The organism is Mesorhizobium sp. M1169 (assembly GCF_040318345.1).
GTDB lineage: Bacteria > Pseudomonadota > Alphaproteobacteria > Rhizobiales > Rhizobiaceae > Mesorhizobium.
This window is the reverse complement of record NZ_JAMYME010000039.1, coordinates 22451-39105: the sequence shown is the minus strand read 5'-3', so window position 1 is coordinate 39105 and position 16655 is coordinate 22451. Positions and strand designations below refer to the sequence as shown.

Annotated in this window: 5 protein-coding genes and 1 pseudogene; 1 reads left to right on the top strand and 5 read right to left on the bottom strand. The window is 58.2% G+C overall.

Annotated elements, in window-relative coordinates:
* Nucleotides 1-66: 66 nt before the first annotated feature.
* Together NKH41_RS27435 and NKH41_RS27430 are read right to left on the bottom strand one after the other, a co-directional pair.
* The gene (locus NKH41_RS27435) at nucleotides 67-1974 is read right to left on the bottom strand and encodes a putative bifunctional diguanylate cyclase/phosphodiesterase (protein WP_352818635.1); all 1908 of its coding nucleotides are present in this window, start codon (nucleotides 1972-1974) and stop codon (nucleotides 67-69) included.
* A 303-nt stretch (nucleotides 1975-2277) separates the two neighbouring features.
* A pseudogene (locus NKH41_RS27430) lies at nucleotides 2278-2544 on the bottom strand (5-demethoxyubiquinol-8 5-hydroxylase UbiM); the annotation flags it as partial.
* Between the two features lie 365 nt (nucleotides 2545-2909).
* Here NKH41_RS27430 and NKH41_RS27425 point away from each other — a divergent pair.
* On the top strand, nucleotides 2910-5906 hold the full coding sequence (locus NKH41_RS27425; protein ID WP_352934796.1) for a TrlF family AAA-like ATPase: 2997 nt from the start codon (nucleotides 2910-2912) through the stop codon (nucleotides 5904-5906).
* A 243-nt stretch (nucleotides 5907-6149) separates the two neighbouring features.
* Here the strand turns inward: NKH41_RS27425 and NKH41_RS27420 are convergent, their stop codons facing one another.
* The 3 genes from NKH41_RS27420 to NKH41_RS27410 form a co-directional block, all read right to left on the bottom strand.
* Nucleotides 6150-9620, bottom strand: coding sequence for an AAA family ATPase (locus NKH41_RS27420; protein ID WP_352934773.1), 3471 nt, complete (start codon nucleotides 9618-9620; stop codon nucleotides 6150-6152).
* Nucleotides 9617-10879 (bottom strand): metallophosphoesterase family protein, encoded by a 1263-nt coding sequence (locus tag NKH41_RS27415; protein ID WP_352934770.1) that lies wholly within the window; start codon nucleotides 10877-10879, stop codon nucleotides 9617-9619. The genes NKH41_RS27420 and NKH41_RS27415 overlap by 4 nt, the downstream gene beginning before the upstream one ends.
* Nucleotides 10880-10967: 88 nt before the next feature.
* Nucleotides 10968-16538: a DUF3320 domain-containing protein gene (locus tag NKH41_RS27410; protein WP_352934767.1), complete on the bottom strand. Its 5571-nt coding sequence runs from the start codon at nucleotides 16536-16538 to the stop codon at nucleotides 10968-10970.
* Between the last annotated feature and the right edge of the window lie 117 nt (nucleotides 16539-16655).

Genomic DNA, 16655 nt, shown 5'->3' with positions numbered 1-16655 from the left:
ACAAGGAAGTTCAGATACCCGTCACTCATGAGCGCACGGCCGCGAGAGACGGCGCGGCGGGAGCGGTCACAACTGGTTCGCGTGCTGTTTGACTGCCATTTCCAGTGCTTGGCTCAGAGGCACAGCCTTGGAGAACAGGAAGCCTTGAGCGGTTCGGCAGCCAAGCTTGTGCAGGGTTTGCCGATCCGCCTCTGTTTCGACGCCCTCGGCCATGACCTCGATCCCGAGCATGTTACCGAGATCGATGACCGATTTGACAAGCAGTCGGTCCTCTCGGGACTTAGCCAAGCCGCGAATGAAGCCCTGGTCTATTTTCACCTTGCGTATCCGACTGTCCTTGAGCGATGCCAACGTGGAAAAGCCGGTGCCGAAGTCATCGAGCGCGATGGAAATGCCGGCATGTGAAAGCCGTCCGAGCTTTTCATCCACTCTGTCCGGGTCCACCGGGGATTCTTCGGTAATCTCGATTTCGAACATCGTTGCAGGGAGGCCTTTTGCCGCCAGACCATCCAAAACCATGTCGTCGATATCGCCGGCTTCCAGTTCGCGCGGCGAAACATTCATCGCCACACGGAGATCACGACAGTCAGCTTTCACCAAACCGTCGATAAAAGCACAACAGTCGGCGAATACGGTTTGCGTCAGCAGCTGAAGCATTCCGGTTTCGCGTGCAGCTGTGATGATTTCGGGTGGAGAGATGGCACCATGAATCGGATGGGACCACCTCAGCAAGGCTTCAAAACCGACCACGGCCTCGGTGTCGAGTTTCACGATCGGCTGGAACCAAGGTTGCAAGCTTCTCGTCTTTATCGCCGAATGAAGGTCCCGTTCGACGGACTGGCGGCGTTGCAGTTCCCTGTCGAGTTCGGCATCGAACAGGCAAAATTCGTTCCTGCCACGACGCTTGGCCGTATAAAGGGCGATATCCGCCCGCAACAACATTTCGGTCAGGCCCGGGCTTTCCGCCAGGTATATTCCTATTGATGCCCCGACCCGGACGGACGCGACCTCCCGATAGGGGCGGGCAATTTTTGCTATGATATTGGAGGCGAGATCATTGGCAGAAAGCGAAACCCTCGTTGAGGGAAAAAACAGCACGAATTCATCGCCGCCGATACGAGCGAGCGTTGAGCCTTCCGGTGCTTCCTCCTCTATGCGGCGGGCGATCCTGACAAGCAGTTCATCACCGGTCCTGTGACCGTAGGTATCGTTGACGGATTTGAACCCGTCCAGGTCAACCAGCATTGCCACGAAGGGGCCATCCGCGGTCTCGAACCGTCCGATAGCGTCTTCGAGGCCACGCCTGTTGAGAAGGGCCGTCAGGTGGTCCTGCCTGGAACTGGCCTTCATCTCCGCCGCAAGCCGCTCGGCCTCATGCCTCAGGCGGCTCGCTTCGCGGAACCGTGCTTGCCCAACAAACGAAGCTCGAACCAAGCCGCCCATGAAGAGCAGAACGGTAAAAGCCAGAATGTAGTCTTCAAAATTGCCTTTCGCCAAAAGGCAACCCACCGTGATGAGGAGCGGAGGTGTGATGAAGTTGATCGCCGCCGCGGCATACGAACTGCCGTATGTAACCGCACCAGCTGAAATGCCCGCCAGAATGACCAGATGCAGCGGTGCTTGAGGTGTCGTGTATCCAACAGTCAGGACGGCCAGGAAGGACCAGGCAAACCCTGCCAGAAGAGCAAGGATGCCAAACCAGCGAAGCCGCGGCAAAACCCCCACTAATCCGTCATGGCGCCCCGTTTCCTTTAGCTGATAACGCGCGAGTGCAAGGCGGGCGGCATTTATCGCATTGACGACCAGGAACCAAATTGCAGGGGCAAAGCCGCTGCCAGAAAGGGCGTGCACCGCCCAAATCAGGCCTGACAGGATAGCGCTTATCGGCATCGACACGAAGAGGCCGGCCCTCAGGTCAGCAAGCTGATCCTGACGGATTTTGGCCTCCAGCGTGTCTTCATTCTTCGGGGCCATGGACGGACCAGCTTGCTCCCATCGTTGTTCGCGAGGACAAGCCTACGCAGGCCCACTGAAGGACGGGTTAACTATCCAGCGGGGATAACCAGTGTGCTCACCATGTCTTCGGGGCGCACGTCTGCCTCTTGGCCTTGCCGTCTGACCATCGAGCTCTTGCCCGCACGCGTGCCTTGATCCGAATCATCCCAGGATCGGCAACGTCACCATGGAAGCAGCCCTACCAACGGCATCAACGCGCCCGGCGAGACAAAAGGAAGCCGGGCCGAGATAGCGTTCCAGAGCGGCAGCGCTGCCTGCGATTCACCGCCTGAGCATGGCCGAAATGCCATGGCGGATAAAGGGAAGATATTGGGCAAAGCGAAGCCCTGCATGTCTTGCAAGCCGTGCCGCCGGGTGCTCGCCTGAGTAGAGAGCGACAAGCATGTTGGTGGCATGATAGAGCGGTGCCGCCGACAGGCGCAGCCGGCTTTCGTATCTGCCGAGCATGTCGGGATCGGCAATGTCGCGGCGGGCGTGACATGCTGTCAGGATTTTACGAGCGAGTTGCTTCTGGCCGCTGAGGCCGATAACGGACGTCACGCTTTTCGGCAACGGGGTGCCATTGCTCAACTGAGGCAGCGTTTCGGAGCCGAATGTCACCCCGTCAGTCGGCTTTTTTTGCGGAAGTTGGAAACCACAAGAACACGCCTAGCAACCTCGTGGACCTGGATAGGCAGCGGCGGCTGCATGCCCGCCTTTTGTTTCTAGCACTGCTTTTATCTTTCGGCGACAGGCGGTGACTTGTGCTCCAAGGTCATGAGAACACGCCTTGATTGATTTTTTCATCCGACTAGATTGTACCCGCGCGTTCATCTGGGCGCCGATTCGTGATCCTGCCGGACGACAGGCAAGGCTTTTTCGGATCGGAAACCCCGTCACCTGGAGTGCTTCGGATGAGTGTGTCCTCAACGCCGCGTGCTGCCAAACGAGAGGCTCATCGAGGGTCGCAGTGGCTTAAGTGGGATCTGCATTTACACGCGCCCGGTACGAAGCTCTCTTGCGGATATGGCAAACCGGAGGACGCGACGTGGAAACGCTTCGTGGCTATTCTCGAACAATCCGAGGTCAAGGCCTTTGGCATAACGGACTATTTTTCATTCGACGGCTACCTGAACACCGTCAAGTGGTATCGCCAATCGTATCCGGACTCGACCAAGCTAGTGATCCCGAACCTAGAGCTGCGTTTGACCGAGACGGTCAGCATCGACGGCAAAAACGTCAACGCGCATGTTCTGGTAGACCCGGCTGTCGCGACGGCCGAAGCCTTGAGTAAATTCCTCAACGACCTCGAAACGCACATATCCGTTGGTGGCAGACGGTTACGCTGCAGTGAACTGACGTCTGCGAACTACGCTGCGGCGACCGTCAGCATACATGATGTTAAGGACTCGCTAAAAGGATGCTTCGCGCCGGAGCAATACATTATCGTCACCGCCGCCGGAAACGATGGCCTACGCGGTACCGCCAAAAATTCCCAGCGTAGCAAATCCATTTCCGATGAACTCGACAGGATCAGTAGCGCCTTCTTTGGGAAGTCGAACAGCACGGCATTCTTCCTGAGCGACTCTCGGTACGAGGACGGGTCGAAGTCCGAGCCTAAGCCCCTCTATGACGCCAGTGACGCTCATTCCTTCGAGGACCTCGGACGTTTGACAGGTGACGAGCCGAGCTATCAATCGACCTGGATCAAGGCCAATCTGACTTTCCGAGGTCTCCGGCAGACGATCTTTGAACCAGAACATCGCGTCTTTGTTGGAGACCGTCCAACCGTTCTCGTCCGGCTCGAGCGAGAGGCGACGCAGTTCATCGACAGGCTGGAGATCAATGCCCTCGCCACCTATGCCGATCATAACGGCACCTGGTTTCGGAACGTCGAAATCCCGTTCAACCCTGAACTGACTGCCATAATCGGCAACAAGGGAAGCGGCAAAAGCGCCGTCGCGGACATTGTCGCGCTGCTCGGAAATACTCGCCAAGCGAAATATTTCTCGTTTCTAACCGACAGTCAGACGAACAAGAAATTCAAGCGGCCCGGCTTCGCCGAGAATTTTTCGGGTCGTCTCGTATGGAAGAGTGGGAGCGTTGTTGAACGGACACTGAGCGATGATGTCGATGAACTCGAGCCGGAGGCGGTCAAATACCTACCACAGAACTACTTCGAGAGCCTGACGAACGAAATCGAAGTCCAGGCGCTGCGCCGGGAAATCGAAGACGTCGTATTTTCACACGTCGACATCAGCGACAAGATGGACGCCAAGAGCTTCCGCGATCTCGAAGAACGGAAGACGTTGAACAGTCGACAGGAAGCTAGCCAGATCAAAACGAAGCTGCGGGAACTCAACATCAGGATTCTCGAACTCGAGGACCAGAGCGAACCTGCATTCAAGACCAAACTGCAGGCGGAACTAGGGGTCCTTCAGAAGCAGGTGTTCGCACTCGAAGCGTCGAAGCCTCCGGAGGAAGCTGCCCCGGCTGCTCAGAGTGCGGAACAGGAAGCGGCGACAGAAGAAATCGCGTCACAAACCCGGTTGCTGGATGACCTTTCTGCGCGTGAAAAGAGCGCCGTCACGCGGCTCGGCTGGCACAAGACTACCCTGCAAGAGGCCAGTGAATTCAAGGACGCCGTAAATGCCCTGAAAAACCGTGTGCAAGGCGACAAGGAGGCTTTTAAAACTAAGTATAGCGCTCTCGGCTTAGATGTTGATCAGGTCATCCGTATTACCGTTAACCTCGAAGAAGTCACGAAGAAGATTGAGGATGCGAACGAAGAAATCGCTCAGATTGAGCGCGAGAGCGCCATTGTTTTCGATTCAAAGGCCGATCTTTCCAAAGTCGCCAGTGCACCCGAGCTTCGTGCTGCGCAGAAATATATTGCCGATCGCATTGCCGAGACGCGCGCCGCTCTCTCGGCACCTCAACAGCGTTATCAAAGGTATGTGCAGGCCGTCCGCGAAATATCCGAGCAGATCAGCGATATCGTCGGTCAAAAGGCCTCGCCGAAATTAGGGACGATCGCGGAACTAGAGGCCCGCATTGCCCGGATCGACAACGATCTGCCGGGTGAATTGTCCAAGGCGTTTGAGGACCGTAAGGCACTTTGCTTGACCCTCTTCGAAAGCAAGCACAAGATAAGAACGTTTTACGAGGGTTTGAAAACCAAGGTTGAGTCGCGGCTCACCGCAGTGAGTACCGGGGACTTCAAGGTGTCGATCGACGCGTCTTTTGTACCGTCTCCCAAGTTCGGTGATGAATTCTTCAACCATCTGAACCAAAACGTGAGCGGCCCCTTCCGCGGAGTCGCGGAAGGCGCGCGCGCCCTTCAACAGAAGCTATCGATAGTCGACTGGAACTCCTTCGAAAGCATCTTTGCCTTTGTGCACGATGTGGTCGGATCGATGAAATCCGGTGGCATCAGACGGCAGACCAAAGACGTCAAGAAATTCTACGACTTCCTTTATTCCCTCGGATACTTCGAACCCCGGTACGAGTTGAGACTGGGAGGCAAAGACCTGAACCAGCTTTCCCCCGGAGAGAAGGGGCTTCTGCTGCTGGTCTTCTACCTACACCTAGACACCGACAGCTCGCCCCTCATCATCGACCAACCCGAAGACAATCTCGACAACGACAGCATATTCGCGGTACTCGCAAGGTGTATTCGCGACGCGAAGAAAACCCGGCAGGTCATATTGGTGACGCATAACCCAAACCTCGCGATCGGAGCCGACGCCGAACAAATCGTCTATGTCCGGTTGGACAAGGTGAACGGTTACAGGTTCAGCTATGATTGCGGCGCGATCGAGAACCCGAACACCAATGGCCATATCGTAAGGGTGCTCGAAGGGTCGCGGCCAGCCTTCGTACAACGTCGACTCAAGTATCAAATCACCTGATGGCGGGGTATTGCGGCGTTGCTTTGTTTTGTAACGTCCGCTCCTGGCGTTTCCGGACGTGGTCAATGGCGAAGCATCCGACTTCTATAAGAAGAGCGGGTGATGCGGACGACCGAAATGAGGCGCAAAGTTGCCGGGGGATCTTGGCAAGCAAGGCTAGGGGTAAGAAGCCGCAATTCCCGGCAGCGCGGCAACGCCAAGCGATTTCCTTGTAGATTGGAAGACGCTGTTTGGGCGGCCATCCTATTCGAGTTGGTGGATGGTAGTCCCTGGCACAACTGCCTTGGCGATTTCGCATAAATGCTTGTGATGCGTTAGATATATCACCTGACCCATGCCCGCCATTTCGCCGAAAAGCCTGAACACTTCTTCAGACCGGATATGGTCGAACGTCTCCATGATGTCGTCCGCGACGAATGGGACCGACTGTCGGAATTGCGCGAATTCGTAATATCCAGCGAGTCTCAGGGCCAGATAGAGCTGAAACCGCGCGCCTTTTGACAGCGCATCGGCGACCTTGGATTGGCCGTCGCGCTGCATCGCGATCAGGACCTCGCCACCCTTCACGGGCTGCGTCGTGAGGCCAGAATGCTGGCCTTGCGTCATCAGCTTGAAAGCGTCCGATGCACGCGCCATCATTCCTGACCGGTGGCGCTCGCGATAGGCGCGCAGAGCATTCCCGGCTGACATGATGCCGAGCTTCAGTTCAATATAGCGAACCGCGCTGTCCTCGATTTCCAGCAGAATGGTTCGGCGTTCGGCGTCGAGCCGAGCGACAGCGCCGTCGCCTCCAATCTCGTCAATCTTATCCGCAGCGCGCGTTTGTCGGATCAGCTGTTGTTGGAGGAAGCTGTCTAGCTGCTGGAGCCTCTGCTCGCCTTGTCCCTTCTCGATCGCAAGGCCGTCGAAGTCGATTTCGTCAAGGACCGAGCGGGCCTGCTCAAACTTCTCCAATGAAAGTTCAGCCGCCACGCGATCCTCAAGCTCGGCCACGCTGGTGCGCAGACGATCCCTCTCGCGCAGCAACTCGTCGCGGTGCGCCACATCGGTTAAGGTTTCGACGCCGAACGCGATCAGCACCTCATTCTTGCGGCACTCATGGACCGAAGTCTCATTGTCGAGGACATTGCGCTCGCCTTGCAAGCGTTTGAGATCGGCCAAAAAGCCTGCCTTCGAGTCACGCGCCCTTTCAGCGCGATCCAAGCGGTCGCCAACGCGAACCGCTAACTGCTCCGGCTCTCCATCCTTCGTAGCCTCTCCCAGATCTGCTGCGATAGAGCTGACCTCACTGAGGAAATCGGCCCTGTCAGCTTCCATTTTGTCGATGCGCAGCTGAAGGGCGTCTCGCTCTTGCACGCTTTTGGCCAGATTACTCAACTGTTCGAGCACTGTGCTTAAGCCGGAAGCGGATACGCCGCTCTCGAGCCAAGTTCCCTTGAGCGTCTCACCTGTCGTGGCGAGCCACTCCTCCTCGCGCCGCTCCGCCATGGCGAGGGCCCGACGCCTGACGGTAAGATCCTCCTCCCTGCCATTCACGGTTCTTAGTGCTTCAGCGTATTCTGCGTCTAACTTGCGCTGCCGCTCTAGAAACAATTCCGCGAGGGCCATAGCGGCTTCAAGCGTGTCATGCGGCGCCGGTACTATTCCGACGCTCGTCAACGCCCTGATAAGTTCCAGTCGGATCTGCTCGCCCGCCTCGGCAGCCCGGTCCGCCCTCTTCCGAGAGAGCTCGATCTGCCGCCATTCACCGAGTGCATCAGCACGCAACTCAATTCGATCGTCCAAGCGCTGTACCAGGCGCTCTAGTGATGGCTCGATCACGTCTTCCAGCAACGCACCGCCGGCCTGACGGACTTCAGCCATCTTGGTTTCAAGATCGAGGGCAAGCTGCGCGTATTGTTGACGCAAACGAGACAAATCCGCCGAAGTTTCGCCAAGCGCCCTGGTCGTTGCGCGTATCTCTGCCAAATCCGACGCGTTCGCTAGACGGCCCGTGCCGACGCCATCGTCGCGGGCTAGCGCTAGAGCAAAGTCATCAGCTGTTTCGCTGGTCAGCGCCGCCCTATGCGTTTCCCAAGCTGCGTCACGTGCTCGTCGGCTCACTGCAGCGGCTTCGTCGTCAGCCACATCGATCGACACACGAAATGCTTCGAGTCGTGCCGATTGCCTCGTGGAATTGCTCTCACATTCCTCAAGGCGTTCGGCGATCACCGAGCTGGTTCTGGCTAAATCTGTTGCGGCCATTTTCCAGGAAGCAATCTGCCCAGCGCTCGGAACAGCGATGCTCGCGAGCGCGCTCGCATCGCCGGCCCACGGCCGCAGCTGAGCCCGCAACTCCTCGAATCGTATTGTACCCGCATCTTCCTCCTCGCGGGCCGCCGCAACTTCCGCGAACTGGTTGCTGGCGCGGGCCTTCGACAATGCTGAACTGAGCTTCGCTCTGACGGATTCGGGCACGGCTCTTTCTTCGCCAACTCGCTGTCGAGCCAATTGGAGCGCATCGATAGCAGCCGCAATTTCGTCATGGGCAGCGCTTGCCGCCGTGGCGATCCCGGATCGCTGCTCAATCATTGTGCGCAAGACGCCCACCGTCGCTGCTGGCAAAAGTAGCTTCGCAGGATCCTGTTCAGAAGTGCGTCCCAACGCGCTAAGGCAAGTCGCTACGGTGTTGTCGAGGATCTGCAGCTGGAACTTGCGAGTGGGCAAATCAAGGCCTGCCGACGAATAGCGCACCTTGCTCTCTGCCAAGCTTCTAATGCGCTCCGAGACCCCCAAGATCAGCTCGTCTACGTCGAGGAATGCAATGCTTGACGTCAGACGTTCAACTTCGCCGACATTGCCCGCCAAACGCGTTCTCAAGCTCGCATCGTCACCAATCAGCTCCGCGATCGAGCCCGCCCAAGTGCGCGTAGGTGAAGCGGTTTTCGGCAATCCGTCTAATTGGACGAGCTTGCGCCGAATATCTGCCAGCATCGGCCGTGCACGCTCGAACCGCGCAATCGCCTCCAGCCGGTTCGCCAGCACCGCTCGTTCGTTGATCAGGGCGTCGTATTGTTGTGCCGCGTCACGACGTTCAGCCTCCAGTCCTTCGTAGGTCGAAGCAAGTGTGTCGATATCATCCTTCCGAGTTTTTAGGTCGGCCAGCCGCCTCTTGAGCAGCGCGATCTCGGTACCTTGGGCCTGCTTGCGATGTAGCGCGTCGGCCTCTGCATCCAAGGCATTTAGCGTATCGCTTGCATGGCCAAGTCCTGCGCTGGCGGTGAATAACAGCTTGCCGAGATCACCGCGCGATTCCAGGATCGCCTTTCCACCGGCTTCCAGCGTCTCGTCATCCAAGGAAAACATTGTCGCGTAGGCATCGCGAGACAGGCCGGCGAGGTGTGCCGAGATTGCCATCTCACTGACCGGCTTGCCGGTCGCATCAAGGAGCGAATTGTTCCGCTGTTTCGTGCGGGTAAATGAATGCTCCAGACCTGCCAATTCGAGCACTCCACCAAGGCGCATGGCGCTATACTCGTGAATGAAGTTGTATTTGCTACGCTCCTCGATCCCGAACAAGAGGTCGAGAAAGCCAGAAAGAGCGGTCGACTTGCCAGCCTCATTCAGACCGAACACGATATGCAAATCAGGGCCGGACGTGGGCTTCGGTCCAAAGTCGATCGTACGATCGGTGAACTTCCCATAGCGAACGAGGTCAAGGCGTCGCAGTCTCATGACGAGGCACCAGCCTTGAGACGTGCGGTGACCTGGTCAATGCCCCTGGCCAGCGCTGTATCTAGGAAAAGGTCGAGGTCGGCTTCGCTCTTGCCAGCAAAGTCGCGGCCTTCCGCCGGAAGTTCGGCAACTGTCTTTTGAATGAACGCCCTCGCCTCGGCGCGGAACGCCTCGGACGCGGCGTCACTGCGCATCGACGCGGCTAGCTCATAAATTGGATCAGCGGTGTCCTCAACTGCTTCGGTCCCAGGTGAAAGGACGTTGAGATCGAGCTTTTCGATCCACGTGTCACCCAGTTGCCCGGCCACCTGTTGAGCTTCGGCAAGGAGGAGGTCCCTGTCGCGAATGAGCTGCCACGACAACGGTGTCGCTCCGCTCAAATCGACTCGAGCCAGAACGTGCCGCGATCGAACATTGGATCGCAGCTGTTCAAGTGCGTCTCGAATGCGCGTGACGACTTCGGGCCACTCAACGGTTCCGATAAGGTCGATGTTGAGGCGTTCGAACTGCGCGACGCTGGTCAGCCGTTCCTCGATCTCAACAGAACCGTGATCACGTATCGTCACAAGCGTTGCCGATTTCTCGCCCGCCTCGTTGATATCCCTGCCTTGCGGAATACCCGGCATCACGACCGTTGCGCGTGCCCCTGGATAGACCTGGCGAACATGGATGTGTCCGAGCGCCCAGTAGTCGAAACCATGATTGTGCAAGTCAGCCACACTGCAGGGCGCGTACACGTCGTGACCGAGCGAACCGGCCATGCTGGTATGCATGATACCGACATTGACCGCGCCTTCACGAGGTGTTGGGTACTTGGGCAACAGACTTTCTGGCGCCTTCGAATGCGTAAAACTCAGGCCATGGAACATCACATCCAGACCACCTGAAGTCTGCAATACCGATTGGGCGCGGCCGCCGAAAATAGTCACGCTGTCCGGAAACACGAGCTGTTTTGAGATGCGTGAGAGGGCATCATGGTTGCCGCGGATCTTGAAGACCCTAATACCAGCCTGGTGCAGCCGTCCGATCTGTGTCGCGATGAACCGCGCAGTCTTCATCGAAGTCTGATCGCCATCGTAGAGGTCGCCCGCAATGACCAGCGCATCCACGCGTTCCTCCAGGCACAAATCCACTATCGAAATGAAGGCTTGGCGGCTGGCGTCTCCCACGAGCTCTGCGAGTTCGAGGTTTCGCAACGCTAGCGAACGCAGCGGTGAATCCAGATGAACGTCTGCCGTATGAACAAATCGAAACGCCATTCAGCCTCCAGCCAAGGGCAGAGTTTGTCCCCAGGTTCGCCACGATCTGGCGAGGGTGGCGGTCCACCCTCGCGTCCTCGCTGATTTCTTACTGTCCGTTTGCGCCGTCTATCAGCAGGCCGTCTTGGTACCGCAACGATCCATTCGCAACAGCACCGGCGACCGCCGCTGAAATCAATTGCCTCAGCTGCGCGCTCGTGGCTTTGAAGCCCAGCATCCTCGAGACGCTCGTTGCGATTTCGTCCTCCGTCGCGCCGAGATTGGATCTCACCACCTCGATTGCACCCTGGGCAACTTCCTCCGAGGAGATCATTTCTGGCTTACGCAATCCAGGGGACATGACACCACTGCGGTCGCGTAGCTGAATAGGCGCGCCCGGTTTGAAGCAGAAGTCGCCTCGACGCGCCACCACTCCCCGCGCTTCGGCGATAACAAGACCACGCTCAATCGCGTCCTGAATCCTGCCGCCGGCCCGCTGTAGGCCCCATGCATCCCGAATGCGCGATACTACCTCATCGAGATGGACTGGCGTCTCTGCGGCGACGATTTGCTCGACCAGCCCAGCCAGGAGACCGGTGGGCGTCTCGTGAAGTTCAAACCGCTCGGGCGGTCTCTGTACACTCGCTTCTGCGTAGGCTCGATCTGGTGTCGCGGCTCCATTCGTAGTCTCCAACGCGATTTCGGTGACGTTACCCCGGTCGACCGTTACGACTTGTACGGCCGCCCCACGGCTTCTCTGGTTTCCCAACTCCGCCCGTTCAGCAAGTTCTCTCGTTGCAGCCTCGATCGCCGCCACCGTCCGCTCGAGCTGTTCACGCGGACGCTGGAACCAATCGGCACTCCAGATGCGGTGAATTATCCAGCCGTGGTCTTCGAGCACAGCCTGGCGAAGCCGATCCCGATCTCTTGCGGAGCGCGAGGAGTGATACTCGGCACCGTCGCATTCGATGCCCAGCAGGTAGCGCCCTGGCCGCTCCGGATCAGCAACTGCCAGATCGATGAAGAAGCCCGCGATACCCACCTGTGCATGGACCTGATAGCCTCGTTCAATCAAGGCGTTGGCTACCTGTTCTTCAAAGATTGAATCCATCTCTCTGGTCGTCGTCTGAGCAAGCGAGATGCGTCCAGTCCTCGCGTAGTGCAAAAAGAGCTTGAAGGCAAAGACCCCCTTACCCTTTCCGCGCTCGAGGTCGATGTCCTCATCTGTTATCGACGCGTACACCTCACAGGCACGCTTAGCCCGGCTTATGAGAACGTTGAGTCGACGTTCTCCGCCTTCCGAACCGAGTGGGCCGAAGCGCATGGCCATGTAGCCCTGGGAATTCTTCGCGTATCCCACCGAGATCATGATCACGTCCCGCTCGTCGCCTTGAACGTTCTCCAGGTTCTTGACGAAAAACGGCTCACTCGGATGGGCGTGGAAGAAGTCTTCGGTGTCCGGATTCAACCGCCGCAGGGCTTCAAGCTCATCTTGGATCGCACGGCGTTGGCTGACAGAAAAAGTCGCAACGCCAAGAGACTCTTGTGGATTGGACTTCGCGTGACGAATGATCGCTTCTGCTACGGCACGCGCCTCGATCGGGTTCGTCCCTGTCCCACCTGAATCGAACACTCCGTCCGGCACGTAATGGAACCGCAGCCCCATACCAGCCTCTTGGGTATACGGACTTGGGACGATGAAGAGCCGGTTGTCGTAGAACTGGCTATTCGACACGGCGATGAGCGATTGATGTCGACTGCGGTAGTGCCAGCGAAGCATGCGCTGTGGCAAACCACGGGCTGTGAAAAGCCCGAGAATGCTCTCGATGTCAGCGACTTGCGCACCCTCGCCGTCGTCATCTTCAGATTGCGAGCCCGTCATCTTCGCAAAGAATGTCGTCGGTGGCAGCTGGCGTTCATCGCCAACGACGACTACCTGGTTCGCCCTGGCAATTGCGCCGAGTGCGTCCACCGGCTGGATCTGAGACGCTTCGTCCATAACCAGGAGGTCGAACGACATTCGACCGGGCGACAAGAACTGCGCCACCGAAAGTGGGCTCATCATGAACACCGGCTTCAACGCCTGGACAGCAGGTCCTGCCCTCAGCATCAACTGCCGGATAGGCATATGGCCTCTTCTGCGCGCCATCTCAGATCGAAGCAAACCGACAGGCCCAGCTCCGCCATCTCTTGAGGGGATCTTGCGATGATGCGCGGTCACGACCTCGATGGCGCTAGCCTTGATCCTCTGCCGGTCCAAATCCGCAAAGTCGCGAACAGCTCTCGAATGTAGCTCGCCGTCAAACCTCCCGAGGTCCGGCTCCTTGTTCGCCATCGCCGTCAGCATTTTCTCGTAATAGGCCATGTCGAAGACCGATCGCGCCGATGCGGTTGGAACCTGGCCATTGGCCAGGTCGCCGATCAACTGTCCTAGTCCCGCCTTTCGGGCACTCTCAGATCGTTCTTCGTAGGCAACCCATTTCGAGAGCTGTTCCTGATGCTCGACCCAGCTCTCCAATCGGGCAATCAACTCAGCAATCACGACCTCAGAGAAATCGCCTACTCCGAACAAAGACGAAGCATCAGCTTTCAGATCGTCCGCAAGCGCCTTCAACCGCAGTGCCGCGGCCTGGGTCGTTTCTCGCGTTGCACGAGCTGATTTTGCGATCTCGACCCTGTCAGGCAGACGCGCGACCAGATGTCGGAGTGCGGTATTGTTTTTCAACCAGAGCTCGGCCTGCGTAAGCGCGGCCCAGTCGGATCCTCGCCCGAGCCAAGACGAGCCAAATGCGGACATGCCAATGCCGTGAGCAGCATCGATCGCTTGAGCAAGCTTCTGTAGGGCGCCCAGTCGTCGGACGAGCTCCACCCGACCGGATAGCTGATCAGGAAGGCTGGCCAGAACCTCTCGAGACGCTTCGTCCGCTTGAGCCACGGATCGCGCCTTCACTTCCATCAGCTGCAGTGAAGCCCTTTCGGCGGAGGCCACGTCACCCAGCATGGACGGCGCGAGGTGGCCGAGATCATTCCAGAAACCCTCGATCATCGGCCGGCCGATATCGATCACCTTGCGAACCCGGAGCGCCCGCGCGCCCGCTTCAGAGCGCTCGGCCATCCGACCAGCAATAAGTCGCGGTTCCGAGCCAAGTCCCCTTAGCGTGCGCATCCATTCCACTAGAGCCAAGAGCGGTGCCGACGAGGATTTCTCCCGGCGCCAATCTGCTCCGAAGGCGGAACGACCAAAGGCGTCACCGTCACGAACCTTCGTGGCCGCCGCTTGCCCCTTCATCAACACGTCTAGGAGACGCACTGTCTCAGTCGACGGCGCGTTAGGATCGACTAGAAGGGACCGCAGAAGGGCTTTGGCGCGACGGTAGTCGCCGCTCAATGCCTTCAACAGACCCGTGTGACTAGCGAGGGCTTGCCTTGTCGGTGCAACCTCCGTGTTCCAGGCAGCATCGACAACTTTGCCCTTCAGCTCTGCTTGGACTGCCTCAAGCGTCGCGACGCTCTCGGCAAGGTCCGCCCCTTGTTCAAGTCCTGTGTCCCAAACGGTCGCGGCAAACGCTTCAGGGCTCGCGTCAGGGGCGGCCGCAACTCTCTCTCCCGTCACGATCAATCTAACCAGCCCTGCCAACGTGTCCGGTACAACCGTTGATCCCAGCTCCTGGTTCAGCCGCTCCGCTTCATCCCGCAAGCGCGGGAGCAGAACGGTCAGCTGGTGCGCACGGACAAAACCGTCTTTCGGGAATTCCGATGGCAGCTTTGCAAGCTCTGCCTCGAGACCTTCAATTGGGGTGTCGATCGCCGTCGCCACCAAATGCTGCGAAACGTCTTCGAATTTGCGGGCGAAATCCGATCCTGTCCAAAGAAGCGATGAGATCTCCTTAGGATGGTCGTCCCACACCGGCGAGACCAACGCATCGGCGGGAAGCTCTGGTGCGGACGCAAGCAGTTCTGCGCGATCTTCTATGTCGCCGCTGTCGCTGAGAATTCGCGAAGGCCCGGCCTCGGTCCGCGCGGCAATGTCGATCAGTTTTGCCTGCACAGCCTTCGCTTGATCGAGCAATGACCCGATGCGCGGGACGAGCCGCTCGACCGTGGTCGGCAGTACGACGTCCAGGCCTACCCCTCTCCAGGGATGGTGGATGGGTAGCCCGATTTCGTTGATCCGTTGAGAGACCTCGTCGAGAAGCTTCCGGCGTGACGAAACGCCTTCACTCGTCCAATGGATGGCACCCTCGAGCTCGATATCTACGGGTTTTTGCCCGTTCTGCCTGAGCCGGGTTAGCTGGCCGAAAACCTGGTAGGGCGTCAGGGCGGATGCGCCGAACGGAACATGCATCCGGTCGGCATGCGCATTGAGCCTGTCGCGCGCCTGCGACAACTGATCGGTCAGCGCAGATGGGAATTGTCCTCGAGGCGATCCGAGCTGCCAGGTACGACGCAGTTCCTCCAGCATCATGCGCTTGTTCGCCTTGTTGCTGTGGAGTTCCAGGCACACGTCCCCTACCCCGGCATTGTCGAGGCGGCGCTTCACGACCTCCAGCGCGGCCATTTTTTCAGCCACAAAAAGGACGGTCTTTCCGTCGGCCACGGCCGACGCGATAACATTCGCAATCGTCTGCGATTTGCCAGTGCCTGGGGGGCCCTGGATCACAAGGTCGCGACCCTTTCTGACATCATGGATCGCAAGTGTCTGGGAACTGTCGCTGTCGACGATGTGCAACATCTCCGCTGGCGCAATGTGCGGATCAATCGCGATGTCGTCAGACATCAGCGGCTCGCGCGCTTCAAAGCCGTCGGAAAGGAGCGAGCGGATCTTCGGCTGCTCGATTATCTTGGAGGCCTCGGGCCAGATCTCAGGATCAAGATCCCGGTACATCAAGAACTTCGCGAACGAGAAGAAGCCCAGCACCATATCATCCCGGAGCACCTCCCAACCCTCTTTGGTTGAAACCGCTTCGGCCACGGCATCGAGATACTTTGAGGCGTCGAAGTCGTCTCCCGCATCGAAGCTCGGCATGGCGAGCTTGTGCATCCGATCCAGATAGAGCTCAAGGGAGAGGTTCGCGCTCTGATCCTCTGGCCTGGCGCGCAGCCGAAACTTCTCTCCAGCCGTTCCTCGCTCGAGCCGGACCGGCACCAAAATGAGCGGTGCTTGACGGATGTTTTCCTTGTTGTTCGGGTCAATCCACTTCAGCATCCCGAGAGCCAGAAAGAGGATGTTGACGCCCTGCTCCTCCTCTAGCGTCCTGGCATCGTGATGGAGATCGAGAAGCCGGCGTTGCAAGCCGGTGGGGGTCATCCGCGTCTGCAGTTTGGTGTCTGAATGTCGCGCAAACACTCCCCTGTCGTCCACTTCATCGTCCTCTGGCTGAGCAAGGGAAATGGGGGAGTAGTCGATCTCGTCTTCCGTAGCAGAGCCTTCTTGGCCAGCCTTTGGTCTGTCAGGCTTGCCTGCGACGAACGTAAAGACCTTCCCTTCATTCACCAGCAATCGATAGACCTCGGATGACCGCTCATCGACGATGTCGATCGTTTTCGCACTCTTTGAAAACCGGGGCACGTTCAAAAGGCGATTACGTGCGGAGAGGTCGAGCAACTCCATCCTGGCGCGCTCGAGCTTCTCCTTTAGCGGTAGATCGCTTTGGAAGACTGACTTTTCGGATTCTGACAATTATGCCCCCACTCCCAGAGCCGAACACTTAGATCCTGCCCAACGGTGGCCGCAACAAAAAAGCTATCCGCATCTCGATAATACTGTTGGCACCGTGCGGTCCGAGCATTGTGAAAT